Annotated in this window: 15 protein-coding genes; all 15 read left to right on the forward strand. The window is 54.6% G+C overall.

The annotated features are described in order from the left end of the window. The first annotated feature begins 4 nt into the window (after positions 1-4). The 15 genes from rseP (at position 5) to eno (ending at position 20,352) form a co-directional block, all read left to right on the forward strand. A complete protein-coding gene (gene rseP, locus RGW60_RS02105) occupies positions 5-1,357 on the forward strand; it encodes a sigma E protease regulator RseP (RefSeq protein ID WP_322201698.1) in 1,353 nt (450 codons plus the stop codon). 74 nt (positions 1,358-1,431) lie between these two features. After that, positions 1,432-3,825, forward strand: coding sequence for an outer membrane protein assembly factor BamA (gene bamA, locus RGW60_RS02110; RefSeq protein WP_322201700.1), 2,394 nt, complete (start codon positions 1,432-1,434; stop codon positions 3,823-3,825). A gap of 45 nt (positions 3,826-3,870) precedes the next feature. Then, the gene (locus tag RGW60_RS02115) at positions 3,871-4,374 is read left to right on the forward strand and encodes an OmpH family outer membrane protein (protein ID WP_322201702.1); all 504 of its coding nucleotides are present in this window, start codon (positions 3,871-3,873) and stop codon (positions 4,372-4,374) included. Positions 4,375-4,376: 2 nt separating this feature from the next. Next, positions 4,377-5,432 (forward strand): UDP-3-O-(3-hydroxymyristoyl)glucosamine N-acyltransferase, encoded by a 1,056-nt coding sequence (gene lpxD / locus RGW60_RS02120; protein WP_322201704.1) that lies wholly within the window; start codon positions 4,377-4,379, stop codon positions 5,430-5,432. Positions 5,433-5,543: 111 nt separating this feature from the next. After that, positions 5,544-5,984, forward strand: a complete 441-nt coding sequence (gene fabZ, locus RGW60_RS02125) for a 3-hydroxyacyl-ACP dehydratase FabZ (protein WP_322168082.1) — start codon at positions 5,544-5,546, stop codon at positions 5,982-5,984. Continuing rightward, positions 5,981-6,757 (forward strand): acyl-ACP--UDP-N-acetylglucosamine O-acyltransferase, encoded by a 777-nt coding sequence (lpxA, locus tag RGW60_RS02130; RefSeq protein WP_322201706.1) that lies wholly within the window; start codon positions 5,981-5,983, stop codon positions 6,755-6,757. Before fabZ ends, lpxA begins: the two co-directional genes overlap by 4 nt. A gap of 11 nt (positions 6,758-6,768) precedes the next feature. Next, positions 6,769-7,908 carry a lipid-A-disaccharide synthase gene (gene lpxB / locus RGW60_RS02135; protein ID WP_322201708.1) on the forward strand — a complete coding sequence of 380 codons (1,140 nt, stop codon included), beginning with the start codon at positions 6,769-6,771 and terminating at the stop codon, positions 7,906-7,908. 11 nt (positions 7,909-7,919) lie between these two features. Further along, positions 7,920-8,561, forward strand: coding sequence for a ribonuclease HII (rnhB, locus tag RGW60_RS02140; protein ID WP_322201710.1), 642 nt, complete (start codon positions 7,920-7,922; stop codon positions 8,559-8,561). Positions 8,562-8,626: 65 nt separating this feature from the next. Continuing rightward, the gene (gene dnaE / locus RGW60_RS02145; protein ID WP_322201712.1) at positions 8,627-12,154 is read left to right on the forward strand and encodes a DNA polymerase III subunit alpha; all 3,528 of its coding nucleotides are present in this window, start codon (positions 8,627-8,629) and stop codon (positions 12,152-12,154) included. A gap of 137 nt (positions 12,155-12,291) precedes the next feature. Beyond that, the gene (locus RGW60_RS02150) at positions 12,292-13,239 is read left to right on the forward strand and encodes an acetyl-CoA carboxylase carboxyltransferase subunit alpha (RefSeq protein ID WP_322201714.1); all 948 of its coding nucleotides are present in this window, start codon (positions 12,292-12,294) and stop codon (positions 13,237-13,239) included. Positions 13,240-13,396: 157 nt separating this feature from the next. After that, a protein-coding gene (locus tag RGW60_RS02155) for an IS3 family transposase (protein WP_416194835.1) occupies positions 13,397-14,763 on the forward strand; the annotation gives its coding sequence in 2 pieces (ribosomal slippage) (positions 13,397-13,873 and positions 13,876-14,763; 1,365 coding nt in all). 50 nt (positions 14,764-14,813) lie between these two features. After that, complete coding sequence (tilS, locus tag RGW60_RS02160) at positions 14,814-16,133, forward strand: tRNA lysidine(34) synthetase TilS (RefSeq protein WP_322201716.1); 1,320 nt, start codon at positions 14,814-14,816, stop codon at positions 16,131-16,133. 267 nt (positions 16,134-16,400) lie between these two features. Then, a complete protein-coding gene (locus RGW60_RS02165; protein WP_322201718.1) occupies positions 16,401-18,032 on the forward strand; it encodes a CTP synthase in 1,632 nt (543 codons plus the stop codon). 17 nt (positions 18,033-18,049) lie between these two features. Beyond that, positions 18,050-18,895: a 3-deoxy-8-phosphooctulonate synthase gene (gene kdsA / locus RGW60_RS02170; RefSeq protein ID WP_322206826.1), complete on the forward strand. Its 846-nt coding sequence runs from the start codon at positions 18,050-18,052 to the stop codon at positions 18,893-18,895. Between the two features lie 167 nt (positions 18,896-19,062). Then, entirely contained in the window at positions 19,063-20,352 is a 1,290-nt protein-coding gene (gene eno, locus RGW60_RS02175) for a phosphopyruvate hydratase (protein WP_322201720.1), read from the forward strand. The last annotated feature ends 14 nt before the right edge of the window (positions 20,353-20,366 follow it).

Raw genomic sequence — 20,366 nt, forward strand, 5'->3', positions numbered from 1 at the left:
GTTGATGAGCGCGCTCTATATGATTGTTGGCACCCTGGTCGCACTAGGCGTGCTGGTGACCTTTCACGAATTTGGCCACTTTTGGGTAGCCCGGCGTTGTGGCGTCAAAGTTTTGCGTTTCTCGGTAGGATTTGGCATGCCGCTTCTTCGTTGGCATGACCGTAAAGGCACTGAATATGTGTTAGCTGCCATTCCCTTGGGCGGCTATGTAAAAATGCTCGATGAGCGCGAAGGCGAAGTGCCCCCGGATTTAGTCCACCAATCGTTCAATCGTAAAACCGTTTATCAGCGTATTGCCATCGTTATTGCCGGGCCGGCTGCGAACTTTTTGTTGGCTATTGTGTTTTTCTGGTTTTTGGCAATGCTTGGTAGCCAGCAAGTACGTCCGGTCATCGGCGGGGTTGAGTCAGGCAGTCTTGCGGACAAAGCTGGTTTGAGTTCGGGGCAAGAAATCGTTGCGGTCGATGGCGAGCCGACCTCGGGCTGGGCTGCCGTTAATCTACAGCTGGTGCGGCGCCTGGGTGAAAGCGGAGTTATCGCTTTGCAAGTACACGAGCAGGGCTCGACCGTTGATTCTCCGCACCAATTGACGCTAAATAATTGGCTTAAAGGTGCCGATGAGCCGGACCCGATTCGTTCGTTGGGTATTCGACCTTGGCGTCCTGCGTTGGCGCCGGTGTTGGCGGAGTTGGATCCGAAAGGCCCGGCGCAAGCCGCTGGTCTGAAGACTGGCGACCGTCTACTGGCGATCGACGAGCAACCTGTGAGTGATTGGCAGCAAGTGGTTGATTCGGTTCGTCTGAAACCGGAGGGAAAGATTTCCCTGCGTATTGAACGTGACGGTGCGCAATTAGAACTACCTGTGACGCTGGCTACTAAAGGCGACGGTAAGGCTACGACCGGCTATCTCGGGGCTGGCGTCAAAGGTGTCGATTGGCCACCGGAGATGTTGCGTGAGGTTAGATTCGGGCCTGTGGCCGCTATTGGTGAGGGCGTCAGGCGCACTTGGACCATGAGTGTGTTGACCCTTGATTCGCTGAGAAAAATGTTGTTCGGCGAGCTATCTGTAAAAAACTTGAGCGGACCGATAACCATTGCTAAAGTGGCGGGCGCTTCGGCCCAGTCGGGGGTAGGTGATTTTATAAATTTCCTCGCCTATCTGAGCATTAGCCTAGGGGTTCTCAATTTGTTGCCTATTCCAGTATTGGATGGGGGGCATCTATTGTTCTACCTGGTCGAGTGGGCGCGGGGTCGCCCATTGTCTGATCGGGTGCAGGGTTGGGGGGTTCAGATCGGGATTAGCTTAGTGGTCGGGGTAATGCTACTCGCCTTGGTCAACGATCTGGGTCGACTATAAAGCTTCGCTGTGTTGCGAATCTGCCGCATTTTGCGGCAGTTTGTTTATTGCCAGTTGGAATAAGAAAGGACTTCATGAAACGTCTGCTGCTAACTGCGGTTCTTGCCGTACTGATGATCGCCGAAGTTCACGCCGAGTCCTTCACTATCTCCGATATCCGTGTCAATGGCCTCCAGCGGGTCTCCGCTGGCAGCGTCTTTGGCGCCTTGCCGCTGAACGTCGGCGAGTCTGCGGATGATCGTCGTCTGGTGGATGCTACTCGTGCGTTGTTCAAAACCGGGTTCTTTCAAGATATCCAACTGGGCCGTGACGGCAATGTTCTGGTCATCACGGTGGTCGAGCGGCCGTCTGTTTCGAGTATCGAAATCGACGGCAACAAGGCGATTACCACTGAAGACCTGATGAAAGGGCTTAAACAGTCCGGTCTGGCCGAAGGAGAAATCTTTCAGCGTGCGACGCTTGAGGGCGTACGTAACGAACTACAACGTCAATACGTTGCCCAGGGTCGTTACTCGGCAGAAGTTTCTACCGAAGTCGTACCTCAACCTCGTAACCGAGTGGGCCTGAAGATCAACATCAATGAAGGCGCGGTTGCTGCGATTCAGCACATCAACGTCGTCGGCAATAGCGTCTTCCCTGACGAAGACTTGATCGGGCTTTTCGAGCTTAAGACTACCAATTGGCTGTCATTCTTCAAAAACGACGACAAATACGCTAGGGAAAAGCTTTCTGGCGACTTGGAGCGTCTGCGTTCGTATTATCTCGATCGCGGCTATATCAATATGGATATCGCTTCGACGCAGGTTTCTATCACGCCTGACAAAAAGAGCGTGTACATCACGGTTAACGTGAACGAAGGCGAAAAATATACGGTCAAGTCAGTCAAACTGAGCGGTGACCTGAAAGTGCCTGAAGATCAGGTCAAGGCGCTGTTGCTGGTCAAACCTGGTCAGGTGTTCTCACGCAAGGTCATGACCACAACGTCCGAGCTGATCACTCGTCGCTTGGGTAACGAAGGCTATACGTTCGCTAACGTTAACGGCGTACCGACCCCGAACAACGAAGATCACACCGTCGACATTCTGTTTGCCGTCGATCCAGGCAAGCGAGCTTACGTCAACCGTATCAACTTCCGTGGTAACACCAAATCCGCGGATGAAGTGCTGCGACGTGAAATGCGTCAGATGGAAGGCGGCTGGGCTTCGACCTACCTGATCGACCAATCGAAAACCCGCTTGAATCGCCTCGGCTTCTTTAAAGAAGTAAACGTGGAAACGCCGGCAGTACCGGGCACTGATGATCAAGTTGACGTTAACTACGCCGTTGAAGAGCAGGCTTCCGGCTCAGTGACGGCGAGCGTCGGTTTCGCTCAAAGCGCGGGTTTAATCCTGGGCGGCTCAATCAGTCAGAACAACTTCCTAGGTACAGGCAACAAAGTCAGCATCGGTCTGACGAAAAGCCAATACCAAACACGTTATAACTTCGGTTACGTCAACCCCTATTTCACGCCCGATGGCGTTAGCTTGGGCTATAACGCATTTTATCGCACCACCGACTACAAAAACCTCAGCGTAGATGTCGCCAGCTATGCGGTAGACAGCCTGGGTGCAGGTGTCAGTCTTGGCTACCCAATTGACGAAACGTCGCGTCTGACGTTCGGCTTGACCGTGCAACAGGACGAAATCAAGACGGGTGTTTATACCGTTGACGAGATTTTCGATTTCGTTAACCGGCAGGGCAACAAATACCTTAACTTCAAGGCATCCGCTGGCTGGTCCGAGTCAACCCTAAACAAAGGTGTCTTGGCTACCCGCGGGCATTCTCAAAGTCTGGTCTTTGAAACAACCACGCCAGGCAGCGATCTGTCTTTCTTTAAACTGGATTACCGAGCTCAGTATTTTCACCCGCTGACTGACAACTACACCCTGCGTCTGCACACGGAACTGGGGTATGGCGACGGTTTTGGTTCGACCTCCGGTCTTCCATTCTATGAGAACTACTACGGTGGTGGTTTCAACTCGGTGCGCGGTTTCAAGGACAGCAGTCTCGGTCCTCGCAGCACCCCGAGTCGTGGTGAATCTGTGACCGGCAACGCCGGAACCCAGGTTGATCCAGATGGGAAGGCGCTTCCTTTCGGCGGTAACTTGCTGGTTCAGGGGGGCGTAGAGGTGATGTTCCCTCTGCCATTTATCAAGGATCAGAAGTCGTTGCGTACGTCGCTATTCTGGGACGTAGGTAACGTATTCGATACAAACTGTGGTTCGTCTGGCAGCAACACTATCGCAGCCTCAAATGTGAAAACTAAATGCGACAGCGTCGGCCTCGCTGGCTTGGCAAGTTCTGTCGGTGTAGGCGTCACGTGGGTAACCGCGCTGGGTCCGTTGAGTTTCGCCTTGGCTGTTCCGGTCAAGACACCGAATAACGCAGACACCCAGATTTTCCAATTTTCCCTCGGTCAGACCTTTTAATCGTCTGATCAATGATAATGACAACAGATTTTGTAGGAGTGCATCGTGCGTAAGTTGACCCAACTGGTTCTTTTGGCTACCGCCTTGATAGCGACCCCAGCATTCGCTGAAATGAAAATTGCTGTTCTGAATTATCAAATGGCATTGCTCGAGTCAGACGCTGCAAAGAAATATGCTGTGGATGCCGAGAAGAAATTCGGTCCACAACTGACCAAGCTGAAAAGCCTTGAGAGCAGTGCCAAGGGTATTCAGGATCGCCTTGTTAGCGGCGGTGACAAGATGGCGCAACCTGAGCGCGAGCGCCTTGAGCTTGAATTCAAGCAAAAGGCTCGAGATTTTCAGTTTCAATCCAAAGAGCTTAACGAAGCCAAGGCCGTTGCTGACCGCGAAATGCTCAAGCAATTGAAGCCAAAGCTTGATCAGGCGGTAGAAGAGGTTATCAAGAAAGGAGCCTTTGATCTGGTGTTCGAGCGCGGTGCCGTGATTGATGTCAAACCTCAGTACGACGTCACTCGGCAAGTCATCGAGCGCATGAATCAGCTGAAGTAATCATGACCGTAACCATCAAACTCGGCCAATTGGCCGAGTTCCTCGGCGCCACGTTACGTGGCTCTGCGGATAGGGACATCACCGGGCTAGCCACTTTGCAAGAGGCTGGCCCTGGTCAGGTAAGTTTTTTGGCCAATCCTCAATACCGAAAATTCCTTGCTGTTACCCATGCAGCCGCCCTGTTGCTTAAACCGGCTGATGCAGAGGGTTTTGCAGGTGATGCGTTACTGGTGCCAGATCCTTATCTGGCTTACGCAAAGATATCCCATTTATTCGACCCGAAACCCAAGGCTATGCCGGGGGTTCATTCGTCCGCAGTGATTGCTGCGGATGCTCAGGTTGATCCTACCGCCAGTATCGGTGCGTTCGCCGTTATCGAAAGTGGTGCCCGTATCGCCGCAGACGTAACTGTAGGGGCCCACTGTTTTGTCGGCGTTCGCAGCGAAATAGGCGAAGGCGGGTGGTTAGCACCACGGGTCACGCTCTATCACGATGTACGCATAGGCAAGCGAGTTGTAATTCAGTCTGGCGCAGTACTGGGTGGTGAAGGCTTCGGCTTTGCCAATGACAAAGGCATTTGGCAGAAAATCGCGCAGGTCGGCGGTGTTTTGATCGGTGATGACGTTGAGATCGGCGTAAATACCGCTGTCGATCGGGGTGCCCTGGCCGACACGGTTATCGGCAATGGCGTCAAGCTGGATAACCAGATCCAGATCGCCCATAACGTGCAAGTTGGCGATCACACGGCCATGGCGGCATGTGTCGGAATCTCGGGAAGCACGAAAATTGGTAAGCATTGCACCATTGCCGGCGGTGTAGGCATGGTTGGGCACATCGAAGTCTGTGATGGGGTATTTGTCACGGGGATGACCATGGTGACCCGTTCGATCACCGAACCCGGCGCTTATTCTTCGGGGACTGCGATGCAGCCTGCTGCGGAATGGCGCAAGAGCGCGGCGCGTATTCGTCAGTTGGATGACATGTCGCGGCGCTTGCAGCATCTGGAAAAGGTTGTTGAGGCAGTGACCTCGGGCGGTAAAGCTACATCTGATGGCTGATACCTTTTTTATATCAAGCGTGCACAGCCGATAAACTGCCTCCTTGATTTGCAAGAGGAGTGCCGCGCGTTATCCGCGCACTCCCCATCTTTACTACAGGCTTCCCCCGAAATGATGGACATCAACGAGATTCGCGAATACCTGCCTCACCGTTACCCGTTCCTGCTGGTGGATCGGGTAGTCGAGTTGAATGTCGAGGCCAAAAGCATTCGTGCCTATAAGAATGTCAGCATTAATGAGCCTTTTTTCAACGGTCACTTTCCCCAGCATCCTATTATGCCGGGTGTATTGATCATTGAAGCAATGGCTCAAGCTGCCGGCATCCTTGGTTTTAAAATGCTCGATGTGAAGCCATCCGACGGCACGCTTTATTATTTCGTGGGCTCTGACAAATTGCGGTTCCGGCAGCCAGTCTTGCCCGGCGATCAGTTGATTCTTGAAGCTACGTTTATTAGCTGCAAGCGTCAGATCTGGAAATTTCAATGCCAGGCTTCGGTCGACGGCAAGCCGGTTTGCTCCGCAGAAATCATCTGCGCGGAACGTAAACTATGAGTTTGATTGACTCTCGCGCAATCATCGATCCGACGGCCATTCTGGCCGACGACGTAGAGATCGGCCCTTGGTCGATCGTCGGACCTGGTGTGGAAATTGGCGAGGGTACAATCGTTGGGCCACATGTGATTCTCAAAGGCCCTACGAAGATCGGCAAACACAACCATATCTATCAGTTTTCATCGATAGGTGAGGACACGCCTGATCTCAAATATAAAGGCGAAGAGACGCGCTTGGTCATCGGCGATCACAATGTCATTCGCGAAGGTGTAACAATCCATCGCGGAACTATTCAAGATCGAGCGGAGACCACGTTAGGTGATCACAACTTGATCATGGCCTATGTGCATATCGGCCACGACAGCGTCATCGGCAATCATTGCATTCTGGTCAACAACACTGCGTTGGCGGGTCATGTGCATGTTAATGATTGGGCGATTCTGTCTGGTTTCACGCTTGTGCATCAGTTTTGCCATATCGGTGCCCACAGTTTTTCAGGTATGGGCACCGCGATTGGCAAGGATGTCCCCGCGTTCGTGACTGTGTTCGGCAACCCTGCGCAGGCACGTAGCATGAACTTCGAAGGTATGCGTCGTCGTGGGTTCAGTGAAGAGGCTATCCACGCGCTACGCCGAGCCTACAAAGTTGTCTATCGCCAAAGCCTGACGGTTGATCAGGCTATCGCTGAGCTGGCCGAGCCAGCCGCGCTGTTTCCTGAAGTCGCAGTATTTCTTGAGTCCATTCAAACGTCGACCCGTGGCATAACTCGCTAATGAATTCGTTGATGATCAAGACACTGCGTGTTGCGCTGGTTGCAGGCGAAGCGTCCGGAGATATTCTTGGGGCAGGCTTGATGCGTGCGCTCAAGGCGCGGCACCCCGATGTCGAGTTCATCGGCGTTGGCGGTCCCCTGATGCAGGCCGAGGGTTTAGTGTCTTATTTTCCGATGGAGCGGTTGTCGGTGATGGGGCTGATTGAGGTCCTTGGCCGCCTTAAGGAGCTGCTGGCTAAACGTAAGCAACTGATCCAAACGTTGATCAGCGAAAAGCCCGACGTGTTCATCGGCATCGATGCCCCGGACTTCAACCTCACTATCGAACTCAAGTTGCGCCGTGCCGGTATAAAGACCGTGCACTACGTCAGCCCATCGGTATGGGCGTGGCGGCAAAAGCGCGTATTGAAGATCCGCGAAGGCTGCGATTTGATGCTGACGCTGCTACCGTTTGAAGCGCGCTTTTACGAAGAGAAGGGTGTGCCGGTGCGGTTTGTCGGCCACCCATTGGCCGACACCATCCCGCTGGAATCAGATCGTGCGGCTGCTCGTGCAGTATTGGGCTTGCCAGATGGCGTTGTGATTGCGCTGATGCCAGGCAGTCGGGGCGCAGAAGTCGGTAAGCTAGGCGGCCTGTTTTTCGACGCCGCCGAGCGCCTGATGTTACTGCGCCCAGGTATCCGGTTTGTGCTGCCCTGCGCAAGCCCCCAGCGACGCATTCAGATCGAGACCTTGCTGCAAGGACGCGACCTTCCCGTTCTGCTGCTTGATGGTCTGTCGCACCTTGCACTCGCTGCCTGCGATGCGGTGTTGATCGCCTCAGGCACTGCGACACTTGAAGCGCTGCTGTACAAACGACCAATGGTGGTTGCCTATCGTTTGGCACCGATTACCTTTTGGATACTCAAGCGTCTGGTGAAAAGCCCTTACGTCTCGCTGCCTAACCTGCTTGCACAGCGTTTGCTGGTCCCTGAGTTATTACAGGAAGCTGCGACCGCCGAGACCCTCGCGCAAACCTTGCTGCCGTTGCTTGAAAGTGGCGAAGTGCAAACGCAGGGCTTCGATGAGATTCACCGGACCTTACGCCGCGACGCCTCCAATCAGGCCGCCGATGCGGTGCTTGGGTTGTTGGGTCAATCGCCTTCACAGTGAGTTCGTTATAAATGCAAATGGGTTTGGACTTTAATCTGGTCGAAGAACTGGTCGCCGGTGTCGACGAAGTCGGTCGCGGTCCTCTCTGTGGCGCCGTAGTGACGGCCGCTGTGATTCTTGATCCACGCAGACCCATCCTGGGCCTTAACGATTCAAAAAAACTCACCGAAGCTCGTCGGGAAAAACTTTACGACGAGATCTGTGAAAAAGCCCTGTGCTGGTTCATAGCGCGGGCTGAAGTCGAAGAAATCGACGAGCTGAATATTCTCCACGCCACCATGCTGGCGATGAAGCGTGCGGTCGAAGGTTTGATCATTGTCCCTAAGCTGGCGTTGATCGACGGCAATCGCTGCCCTCAACTGTCAGTGCCCAGCGCCTCGGTTATTCAGGGCGACGCGTCGGTACCGGCCATCGCAGCGGCTTCTATCCTGGCCAAAGTCAGCCGGGACCGTGAAATGGCAGCGTTCGAGCTGATTTACCCCGGTTATGGGATGGGTGCTCACAAAGGCTATCCGACCCCCGTTCACCTGGAAGCATTGGCGCGTCTAGGTCCGACACCCATCCACCGACGTTCGTTTGCCCCTGTGCGAGCGGCTTACGAAGCTCAAGCCATGATGCTGCAAAGTCCACTCTCAATATTTGCGCCGGGCTGATGTTTTAACCGAGGCCCGGTAGAATCCGGGCCTTCGTTTTTTGAATTTCGCGCTATAGGATCAACATGCCGGCTTCTTTCGTTCATCTACGCCTGCACACTGAATATTCTCTGGTTGATGGTCTGGTCCGGGTCAAACCGTTGGTCAAGACTTTGGCCGCCATGAATATGCCAGCCGTGGCCGTGACCGATCAGAACAACATGTGTTCGCTGGTCAAATTCTATAAAGCGGCCATGGGCGCGGGTATCAAGCCGATCTGTGGCGCGGATTTGTGGCTGTCCAACAAGGATGCAGACGCCGGGTTGAGCCGAATAAGCCTGTTGGTGATGAATGCCAAAGGTTACCGCAACCTTACCGAATTGATTTCCCGTGGCTTCATCGATGGCCAGCGCAACGGCCAAGTGATCATTGAGCGTGAATGGGTCGCGCAGGCCAGTGAAGGTCTGATCGCATTGTCGGCAGCCAAAGAAGGCGAGATCGGCATGGCCTTGCTCGCTGGAAATCCCGGCGAAGCGGAGCAATTGCTGCGTGATTGGATGGCAGTATTCCCAGACCGTTTTTATGTGGAAGTACAGCGCACTAACCGCCCTAATGACGAAGAACATTTACACGCAGCTGTCGCCTTGGCTGACCGGCTGGGTGCGCCAGTGGTGGCCACCAACGATGTGCGCTTTATCAAGCAGGAAGACTTTGAGGCCCATGAAACCCGGGTTTGTATCGGCGAGGGCCGTGCGCTTGATGACCCACGCCGCTCACATAACTACAGCGATCAGCAATACCTTAAAACGGCAGCGGAAATGGCCGAGCTGTTCAGTGATTTGCCTGAGGCGCTGATAAACACCGTCGAAATTGCCAAGCGTTGCAATATCGAAGTGAAGCTAGGTACGCACTTTCTGCCTAACTTCCCGATTCCTGAAGGCCTGACCATGGATGAGTACTTCCGTAAGGTCTCGTTCGATGGTCTTGAAGACCGTCTTTCGGTATTAATGCCAAAGGACACCACCGAGGATTACGACGCCAAGCGTCAGGTGTACGTCGATCGGCTGAATTTCGAGCTGGATATCATTATCCAGATGGGCTTCCCCGGTTACTTTCTGATCGTAATGGACTTCATCCAGTGGGCCAAAAGCAACGGCGTTCCAGTGGGGCCAGGCCGTGGGTCGGGCGCTGGCTCGTTGGTGGCTTACGTTCAGAAGATCACCGACCTTGATCCACTGGAATACGACCTGCTATTTGAACGTTTCTTGAACCCTGAACGGGTATCGATGCCCGACTTCGATGTCGACTTCTGCATGGACGGTCGCGACCGAGTCATCGAGTATGTGGCGCAGAAGTACGGGCGCAATGCGGTTAGCCAGATCATTACTTTCGGTTCAATGGCTGCCAAGGCCGTGATCCGCGACGTTGCCCGGGTCCAGGGCAAGTCTTACGGCCTGGCGGATCGCCTGTCGAAAATGATCCCGTTTGAAGTCGGCATGACCTTGGAGAAAGCCTACGAGCAGGAAGAAACTCTGCGCGATTTCATCAAGATCGATGAAGAGGCCGCCGAAATATGGGAGATGGCCCGCAAGCTTGAAGGCATTGTGCGCAACGTCGGTAAGCACGCTGGCGGCGTTGTTATCGCACCGACCAAGCTGACTGACTTCTCGCCGATTTATTGCGATGAAATGGGTGATGGCCTGGTGACCCAATTCGACAAGGATGACGTCGAGGCTGCCGGGCTGGTGAAGTTTGACTTCCTCGGTCTGCGAACCCTGACCATCATTGACTGGGCACTGAAGACGATCAACCGCGAGCGCGCCAAGGTCGACGAGCTGCCGCTGGATATCGCGTTTATCCCGCTGGATGACAAGGCGACGTACAGCCTGCTGCAAAAGGCCGAAACCACAGCGGTGTTCCAGCTTGAGTCGCGTGGCATGAAAGAGCTAATCAAAAAGCTCAAGCCCGACTGCTTGGAAGATTTGATCGCACTGGTAGCGCTGTTCCGCCCAGGCCCCCTGCAATCAGGCATGGTAGACGACTTCATCAACCGAAAGCATGGCCGCGCAGAGCTATCGTATCCCCATGTTGATTATCAGTACGAGGGCCTCAAACCGGTACTGGCGCCGACATACGGCATCATTTTGTATCAAGAGCAAGTGATGCAGATCGCTCAGGTCATGGCCGGTTATACCCTTGGCGGCGCCGATATGCTGCGTCGAGCTATGGGTAAGAAAAAACCCGAGGAGATGGCCAAACAACGTGGCGGTTTCATTGAGGGCTGTAAAAACAACAACATTGAAGCGGACCTGGCCGGTAACATTTTCGACCTGGTGGAAAAATTCGCTGGTTATGGCTTCAACAAGTCTCACTCGGCCGCCTACGGGTTGGTGTCGTATCAGACCGCATGGCTGAAAACCCACTACCCGGCTCCGTTCATGGCCGCCGTGTTGTCGGCCGATATGCACAACACCGACAAGGTTGTGACCTTGATCGAAGAAGTGCGCAATATGAAGTTGCGCCTCGACGCGCCGGACGTGAACACCTCGGAATACAAGTTCACTGTCAGCGACGACGGCCGGATATTGTACGGACTTGGTGCAATCAAAGGCGTGGGCGAAGGACCGGTAGAAGCGATTACGGAGTCACGTCAGGCCGGGCCCTTCAAGGATTTGTTCGATTTTTGCGCGCGCGTCGACCTCAAACGTATTAATAAACGGACCTTGGACGGCTTGATCCGCAGCGGTGCGCTGGATCGCCTGGGGCCATATTTTGAAGACAATGTAGACGTCAAAACCTACCAGGCTAATCTCGATCGTAATCGTTCGGTGCTGTTGGCGGCGCTGGAAGAAGCAATCCAGGCGGCTGAACAAACTGCGCGCAGTCATGACAGCGGGCACTCGGATCTGTTTGGCGGCTTGTTCGTCGAGCCTGATGCCGACGTTTATGCGAACCATCGAAAAGCCAAAGAGCTGAGCTTGAAAGACCGTTTACGCGGGGAAAAAGAGACCTTGGGTCTGTACCTCACCGGGCACCCTATTGACGAATACGAAGGCGAAATTCGCCGTTTCGCTCGTCAGCGCATCATCGATCTGAAGCCTGCCCGTGACACTCAGACCGTTGCCGGTTTGATCATTGCGTTGCGGGTTATGAAGAATAAAAAGGGCGACAAAATGGGCTTCATTACCCTCGATGACCGTTCGGGGCGAATTGAAGCGTCGCTGTTTGCCGAGGCTTTCCATTCCGCGCAGTCGTTGTTGCAGACCGACGCGATGGTGGTGGTTGAAGGGGAAGTCAGCAATGACGACTTCTCCGGCGGCCTGCGTTTGCGGGCCAAGCGGGTGATGAGTCTTGAGGATGCGCGAACCAATCTTGCAGAAAGCCTGCGGTTAAAAATTCATGCCGACGCGCTCAAGGGTGATCGTCTCAAATGGCTGGGGGAATTGTGCAAGCGTCACCGTGGCGCGTGCCCGATCACACTTGACTACACCGGCATGGGCGCGAAGGCCTTGCTGCAGTTTGGTGAAGCGTGGCGAATCGATCCGGCGGACAGCTTGATTCAAGCGCTGCGTGACCAGTTCGGACGTGAGAACGTCTTCCTGCAATACCGTTGAAATAGTGCATGCCTGTAAATCCGGCCTGCGCTCAACCATAATTTTTAATCTCGACCTGGATGCGCCTGTTCCCGTAAGGTATGGCGCACACGGATCAACCGGCCGGCCCCTTGGCCGTCGACCCAAGACGGATGCCTATGAACCCGAATTTTCTCGATTTCGAACAGCCGATCGCTGACCTTCAAGCCAAGATCGAAGAATTGCGCTTGGTCGGTAATGACAACTCGCTAAACATCGGCGACGAAATTTCCCGTCTGCAAGAGAAGAGCAATACGCTCACCGAAAGCATTTTCGGCAACTTGACCAGTTGGCAGATCGCGCGCATGGCGCGTCATCCACGTCGTCCTTACACCCTGGACTACATCGAGCACATCTTTACTGAGTTCGACGAGCTGCACGGTGATCGGCACTTCTCCGACGACGCTGCCATTGTCGGTGGTGTTGCGCGTCTTGATGACCAGCCAGTAATGATTATCGGCCACCAGAAAGGCCGCGAAGTGCGCGAGAAAGTTCGTCGCAACTTTGGCATGCCACGGCCCGAAGGCTACCGCAAAGCCTGCCGTCTGATGGAAATGGCCGAGCGCTTCAAAATGCCGATCCTGACGTTCATCGATACGCCAGGCGCTTACCCGGGCATCGATGCCGAAGAGCGTAACCAGAGCGAAGCAATTGCCTGGAACTTGCGGGTAATGGCTCGTCTTAAAACGCCGATCATCGCTACCGTGATTGGTGAAGGTGGATCAGGCGGTGCATTGGCCATTGGTGTCTGCGATCAATTGAACATGCTCCAGTACTCGACGTACGCAGTGATTTCGCCGGAAGGCTGTGCCTCGATCCTGTGGAAAACCGCCGAAAAAGCCCCTGATGCGGCTGAAGCCATGGGCATTACGGCAGAGCGTCTCAAAGGTTTGGGCATTGTCGATAAAGTTATTAGCGAACCCTTGGGCGGTGCGCACCGCGACCCGGCGACTGCTGCTGCTTCGATCCGAACGGAATTGAGCAGCCAGTTGGCGATGCTCAAAAAATTCGACACAGACGCGCTGTTGGCTCGTCGTTACGAGCGCCTGATGAGCTACGGTCTCTGATTGCAGCCCCTCAATCCTGTGGGACCGAATTTATTCGGGAAGTGAGCGCACGGTATGTTCGATAGACCGCGTTGTTGTCTTCGCGATTGAATTAGCTCCTACGGGGTGAACTGCGCCCCAAATGTTGGACACCCATCCAACTACCGGGGTGTTTTTCATGGGTAAATATTCAACGCAGTTCAAGCGGTCCGCCATCAATGCTTTCCTTGAGCGCGGTCAAGGTTTTCGTCACATAGCCGCTCAATTTCAGATGGACCCTACGTTGCTCCGTCGTTGGGTGGCGGCCTACGAGCTGCACGGGGAAGCCAGCCTGCAGGGGCGTATGAAGGAACATGGTCCCGAGTTCAAACTGTCCGTTGTCCAGCACATGGAGCGTGAGAAGTTGTCATTTCGGCAAACGGCTGCGATTTTCAATCTGGGCAATTCAACGCAGATAGGCAGATGGCAGCAGCAATATTACAGTGGCGGCATCGAAGCCCTGACGTCAGGGAAAAAAGGCCCACGTAACGTTATGCCAAAGCCCCCCGCCAAGCCCCGCAAACCGGCAGTGCTCACCGACGAAGAGCGCGCCCACAAAGAGTTGCTCGACGAACTTCAGTACCTGCGCATGGAGAACGCCTACCTAAAAAAGTTAAAGGTGTTAGGCGAGGAGGCGATGAGGCGGGACAAAGAAGCGAAGAAAAAGCCTGGGTAGTCACTGAGCTGAGGAGCGATTTTCCAATCGACGCCCTGCTCAAGCTGGTCGGCTTGGCACGCAGTACTTACTACTATCAGGTCAAGGTACTGGCTGCCGGGGATAAATTTGCTCCGCTGAAAGCCTCTATTCAGACTATCCAGGACCAGCATAAGGGCCGCTATGGCTATCGCCGGATGACCGCCACGCTGCTCAAGGGCGGGTGGATAGTGAACAGCAAAACGGTACGCAGGCTGATGGCCGAACTAAACCTCAAGTGCACGGTGCGAGCCAAGAAGTATAAATCGTACAAAGGCCCTGAGGGGCAGGTAGCACCTAACACGTTGGCTCGGCAATTCGAGGCCGACCAGCCGAATGAGAAATGGGTGACCGACGTTACCGAGTTCAAGGTAGCCGGTGAAAAGCTCTACCTGTCGCCGATACTGGACTTGTACAACGGAGAGATCGTGGCGTACCAGACAGACACCAGCCCTCGCTACGCCTTGGTGGGCAACATGCTGGAAAAGGCGTTGAAGCGCTTGCCAGAGGGCGCCAAACCGATGGTGCACTCGGATCAGGGCTGGCAGTACCGCTACCACATCTACCGAAATCGTCTGGAAGAAATGAGCTTGGAACAGAGTATGTCGCGCAAGGGTAACTGCCATGACAATGCCACGATGGAGAGCTTTTTCGGCACACTGAAATCAGAGTTTTTCTACCGGGAGCGCTTCGACAGCGTTGCTCAGTTAGAGGCTGGACTGGATGAATACATCCATTACTACAACCACGAACGTATCAAAATGAAGCTCAACGGCTTGAGTCCAGTGGCATACAGAACTCAGGCCGCGTAGCTTATTCAATCACTGTCCAACATTTGGGGCGCAGTTCAGGGTTGTGTGCTTTGAAACAACATCTTCACGATCATTTGCTCAATGCCGTAGCTCGCTGGCGCGGCGCTCCCGCATGGCGTATCGCGTTTTCTGGCGGATTAGATTCCACTGTCCTTCTCCACCTTCTGGCCGATCTCGCTACCCGCGAGCCGTTGCCCCCTTTATCCGCCATTCACATTCATCATGGCCTTCAGGCTGCGGCAGACGCGTGGCCGGAACATTGTGCTGTGGTGTGCGGTGCCCTCGGCGTGCCACTGCAGGTGATTCGAATTGATGTGAAGCCGGGCGCCAGCGTCGAACGTGCCGCCCGTGAGGCGCGTTACGCGGCGTTTAACCAGGTGCTGGAAGTAGACGAAGTGTTGTTTACTGCCCAGCACCGTGACGATCAAGCCGAAACGCTGTTATTTCGGTTGCTGCGTGGAGCAGGGGTTCGGGGTTTGTCAGCCATGTCCGAGCAGCGTGCTTTGGGCAAAGGCAGGTTGTTGCGGCCATTGCTTAACGCTTCGCGGGCAGCGCTGGAGGCTTATGCCGCCGAGCACTCGTTGCGCTGGGTGGAAGATCCGAGCAATGCCAACAGCGAGTTCTCTCGAAATTATCTGCGCCGACAGGTCATGCCGTTACTCGTGGGTCGCTGGCCTCAAGCAAAAGCAAGCATGGCGAGGGCTGCCGGGCATCTGGCCGAGGCGCAAGGCCTACTCGACGAGGTGGCTGCGCAGGATCTGGCCGAAGCTGATTCGCCCTCGGCGTTTCCTTGGCTTGGGTTGCCGTCGTTGGCCCTGGCACCGCTCAAGCATCTTTCACTACCGCGCCAACGCAACGCGTTGCGTCACTGGCTAGCGGCCCTGACGCGCTTGCCGGACAGTGAGCATTGGGCCGGCTGGGATAGCCTGCGCGATGCTGGTGAAGGTTCTCAGCCTATTTGGCGCTTGGCCGACGGTGAACTGCATCGTGCCGAAGACCGAATCTGGTGGCTGCCTGATACGTGGTTAGCGCCATCGGCCGGCTCATTGGTCTGGCGCGATCCTAAACATCCGCTGACGCTAGCGAACAATGGCTGGCTTAGTTTCAGTGGGGAGGCTCCTGCAGGTGAGTTTCAGGTGCGTTATCGCGAAGGCGGGGAAGTTATGAAATTGCCCGGTCGAGGTCATCGTGATCTCAAGCGACTGCTAAATGAGAGCCGTCTTCCGGTTTTTGTGCGAGGTCGCTTGCCCTTGTTGTACTGCTCGGGCCAACTATTGGCCGTCGCCAACTTGCCTGAACTTGACGGAACAGCCCATGGTGACTGGCGATTACACTGGATCGCACCGACGAACGACCAAAGTTTGAGCTGAAAGGCCGTTTCCGGTAGACTACGCTCCCTTCTTGATAGAGCTTCTGTGGATTCTTTTGAATTGACGGAAGTTGCCAATTACCAGGCGGTTTTGCTGGGCGATTCTTAAAAATGTAGCGAGCAACAGACAGGCTTTTTCAGTCTGCCGGTTTCAACGCAGCAATTTTCAGGAGTGCACTGTGAGTTTTTTTGGTAATTGCGGGCTTCGGCCTTCATTCGCTTTCCCCGGCGGCTCTGACCGCTTTAACGCAGACTTCTAGGGTTTTTCATGACGCGCTACATCTTCGTCACGGGCGGTGTTGTTTCTTCATTGGGGAAAGGCATTGCTGCAGCTTCATTGGCGGCCATCCTGGAGGCGCGGGGACTTAAGGTCACCATGCTGAAGCTGGACCCCTATATAAACGTGGACCCGGGCACCATGAGCCCATTCCAGCACGGTGAAGTATTCGTCACGCATGACGGCGCTGAAACCGACCTGGACCTGGGCCATTACGAGCGGTTTATCCGCACTACCATGACCCAGAACAACAACTTCACCACTGGCCGTGTTTACGAACACGTCCTGCGCAAAGAGCGCCGCGGTGATTATCTGGGCGCAACCATCCAGGTGATCCCGCACATCACCGACGAAATCAAACGCCGGATCATCAAAGGCGCTGGCGATGCTGACGTCGCCATGGTCGAGATCGGTGGCACCGTAGGCGACATTGAATCGCAGCCGTTCCTGGAAGCTATCCGCCAATTGCGCGTTGAAGTAGGTGCCAAACGCGCCATGTTGATTCACTTGACGCTGGTGCCTTATATCGCCACTGCCGGTGAAACCAAGACCAAGCCTACTCAACACTCGGTAAAAGAGTTGCGTTCCATTGGTCTGCAGCCTGATGTATTGATTTGCCGCTCCGATCACCCCATCGACATTTCCTCACGTCGCAAAATCGCATTGTTCACCAATGTCGAAGAGCGCGCGGTTATCTCCCTGGAAGACGTCGACACCATCTACAAGATCCCGGCTGTGCTGCACGCCCAGGGTCTGGATGATTTCGTCGTTGAGCGTTTTGGCCTGCAATGTGGCGGCGCTGATCTGTCCGAGTGGGAAAAAGTGGTCGACGCCAAGCTCCATCCTGAGCATGAAGTCACCATCGCCATGGTCGGCAAATACATGGAGTTGCTCGACGCTTACAAATCGCTGATCGAAGCGATGAGTCACGCCGGCATCACCAATCGCACCAAGGTCAATCTGCGCTACATCGATTCCGAAGACATCGAAAACCAAGGCACCGCCTTGCTTGAAGGTTGCGACGCGATTCTGGTGCCGGGCGGCTTCGGTCTGCGCGGTGTTGAGGGCAAGATCACTGCCGTGCAGTTTGCTCGCGAAAATAAAGTGCCTTACTTGGGTATCTGCCTGGGTATGCAAGTGGCCGTGATCGAGTTCGCACGTAATGTGCTGGGCTGGAAAGACGCTAACTCCACTGAATTTGATCGCACCAGCGGCCACCCGGTTGTCGGTTTGATCACCGAGTGGGAAGACGCTACCGGCGCCGTTGAAGTGCGTAATGAGACGTCTGATCTGGGCGGCACCATGCGTCTGGGTGCGCAGGATTGCCAACTTGAACGCGGTTCGCTGGTTCACGATTGTTATGCCAAAGACGTTATCGTTGAGCGTCATCGCCATCGTTACGAAGTGAACAACAACCTGCTGCCGAGCTTGATGGAAGCTGGTCTGAAAATTTCCGGACGTTCCGGTGACGGCGCGTTGGTTGAAGTGATTGAAGCGCCGGATCATCCATGGTTCGTGGCGTGCCAGTTCCACCCTGAATTCACCTCGACACCCCGCGACGGCCATCCGCTGTTCAGTGGTTTCGTGAAGGCGGCACTGACCCAACACCAGAAGAAGGCCTGAGCCGGGATATGAACAGCATGTCGCAGAAGATCATCCGTGTAGGCTCAATCGAGATTGCCAACGACAAGCCGTTCGTGTTGTTTGGCGGCATGAACGTGCTGGAATCCCGGGACATGGCGATGCAGGTGTGCGAAGCCTATGTCAGGGCGACTGAAAAACTGGGCATTCCTTACGTGTTCAAGGCCAGTTTCGACAAGGCCAATCGTTCTTCCGTGGCTTCTTACCGTGGCCCAGGCCTGGAAGAAGGGATGCGGATTTTCGAAGAAATCAAAAAGACCTTCAGCGTGCCGTTGATTACCGATGTGCATGAGCCGCAGCAGGCGGCGGTCGTGGCTGAAGTCTGCGACATCATTCAACTGCCGGCTTTTTTGTCGAGACAAACCGATCTGGTGGTGGCGATGGCCAAGACTGGCGCGGTGATCAACATCAAGAAAGCCCAGTTTCTCGCGCCGCAGGAAATGAAACACATCTTGAACAAGTGCGAAGAAGCCGGGAACGATCAATTGATCCTATGCGAGCGCGGTTCCAGCTTCGGGTACAACAACCTGGTGGTGGACATGCTCGGCTTCGGCATCATGAAGCAGTTTCAATACCCGGTTTTTTTCGACGTGACTCACGCCCTGCAAATGCCCGGCGGTCGTTCGGATTCTGCCGGTGGTCGTCGGGCTCAGGTGCTCGATCTAGCCAAGGCTGGCTTGAGTCAGAGTCTGGCAGGGTTGTTCCTTGAGGCGCATCCAGATCCGGATAACGCCAAGTGTGATGGCCCTTGCGCTTTGCGTCTGGACAAGCTCGAACCATTTTTGACTCAGCTCAAAGCATTGGACGACTTGGTAAAAAGTTTTCCGACGGTAGAAACCGCTTAACAGCGGCTTCTCCGGTAGAGTGCCGTTCGGTAAAGTGCCGCACACTATTACTCTGATCAATGGTCAGAGGGTTGTCGTCAGTCAGGGCTGCCCGCTGCATACGTGCTGACGGCGGCCATCAATATTTCAGCTGCGTCGTTTTCGTCAATCTTGGAGTGTTTACAACAATGTCAAAAATCGTCGACATCAAAGGTCGTGAAGTTCTCGACTCCCGTGGCAATCCCACCGTCGAAGCGGATGTGCTTCTCGATAACGGCATCATCGGCAGTGCGTGTGCGCCGTCCGGTGCTTCCACCGGCTCGCGTGAAGCGCTTGAGCTGCGTGATGGCGACAAGAGCCGTTACTTGGGTAAAGGTGTTCTCAAGGCTGTGGCCAATATCAATGGTCCGATCCGTGCTCTGTTGATGGGCAAGGATCCGCTCGACCAGCAGGCGCTTGATCGCGCGATGATTGCTCTGGACGGCACTGAAAACAAAGCCAGTCTTGGCGCTAACGCTATCCTCGCGGTGTCTTTGGCTGCTGCCAAAGCCGCTGCTCAGGATCAGGATCTGCCGCTGTACGCCCACATCGCTAATCTCAACGGCACACCCGGCGTTTATTCCATGCCCGTCCCAATGATGAACATCATCAATGGTGGCGAGCATGCCGATAACAACATCGATATCCAGGAGTTCATGGTGCAGCCGGTTGGCGCCAAGACGTTCTCGGAAGCGTTGCGAATGGGCACCGAAATTTTCCACCACCTCAAAGCTGTGCTCAAGGCTCGTGGCTTGAACACTGCGGTGGGTGATGAAGGCGGTTTTGCGCCTAACCTGGCGTCTAACGAAGACGCGTTGAAAGTCATCTCGGAAGCTGTGGCTAACGCCGGTTACAATCTTGGCACCGACGTGACTCTCGCACTGGATTGCGCGGCCAGCGAATTCTACGAAGACGGCAAATACAACTTGTCCGGCGAAAGCCAAGTGTTTACCTCCGAAGGCTTTGCCGACTACCTCAAGGGCTTGACCGAGCGTTACCCGATCATCTCCATTGAAGACGGTCTGGACGAGTCCGACTGGGCTGGCTGGAAAGTCCTTACCGACAAGATCGGCGAAAAAATTCAATTGGTGGGCGACGACCTATTCGTGACCAACACCAAGATCCTGAAAGAAGGCATCGATAAAAAGATCGCCAACTCGATCCTGATCAAGTTCAACCAGATCGGCACCCTCACCGAAACGCTGGAAGCCATTCAGATGGCCAAAGCAGCAGGGTATACGGCGATCATCTCGCACCGTTCCGGCGAAACTGAAGATTCGACCATTGCTGACTTGGCGGTCGGTACTGCAGCGGGTCAGATCAAAACTGGCTCGCTGAGTCGTTCCGATCGCATCGCCAAGTACAACCAATTGCTGCGTATCGAAGAGCAATTGGGCGCCAAAGCTGTATACAACGGTCGCAACGAGTTTCGCGGCTGAGCTGGAGATGGTAA

It is taken from the genome of Pseudomonas sp. AB6 (assembly GCF_034314105.1).
GTDB lineage: Bacteria > Pseudomonadota > Gammaproteobacteria > Pseudomonadales > Pseudomonadaceae > Aquipseudomonas.

Bases quoted from the DNA above. Each gene is read 5' to 3' on its own strand.
- rseP (WP_322201698.1), top strand. From the start codon at position 5: ATGAGCGCGCTCTATATGATTGTTGGCACCCTGGTCGCACTAGGCGTG.
- bamA (WP_322201700.1), top strand. From the start codon at position 1,432: ATGAAACGTCTGCTGCTAACTGCGGTTCTTGCCGTACTGATGATCGCC.
- lpxD (WP_322201704.1), top strand. From the start codon at position 4,377: ATGACCGTAACCATCAAACTCGGCCAATTGGCCGAGTTCCTCGGCGCC.
- fabZ (WP_322168082.1), top strand. From the start codon at position 5,544: ATGATGGACATCAACGAGATTCGCGAATACCTGCCTCACCGTTACCCG.
- lpxA (WP_322201706.1), top strand. From the start codon at position 5,981: ATGAGTTTGATTGACTCTCGCGCAATCATCGATCCGACGGCCATTCTG.
- lpxB (WP_322201708.1), top strand. From the start codon at position 6,769: ATGATCAAGACACTGCGTGTTGCGCTGGTTGCAGGCGAAGCGTCCGGA.
- rnhB (WP_322201710.1), top strand. From the start codon at position 7,920: ATGCAAATGGGTTTGGACTTTAATCTGGTCGAAGAACTGGTCGCCGGT.
- dnaE (WP_322201712.1), top strand. From the start codon at position 8,627: ATGCCGGCTTCTTTCGTTCATCTACGCCTGCACACTGAATATTCTCTG.
- RGW60_RS02150 (WP_322201714.1), top strand. From the start codon at position 12,292: ATGAACCCGAATTTTCTCGATTTCGAACAGCCGATCGCTGACCTTCAA.
- RGW60_RS02165 (WP_322201718.1), top strand. From the start codon at position 16,401: ATGACGCGCTACATCTTCGTCACGGGCGGTGTTGTTTCTTCATTGGGG.
- kdsA (WP_322206826.1), top strand. From the start codon at position 18,050: ATGTCGCAGAAGATCATCCGTGTAGGCTCAATCGAGATTGCCAACGAC.
- eno (WP_322201720.1), top strand. From the start codon at position 19,063: ATGTCAAAAATCGTCGACATCAAAGGTCGTGAAGTTCTCGACTCCCGT.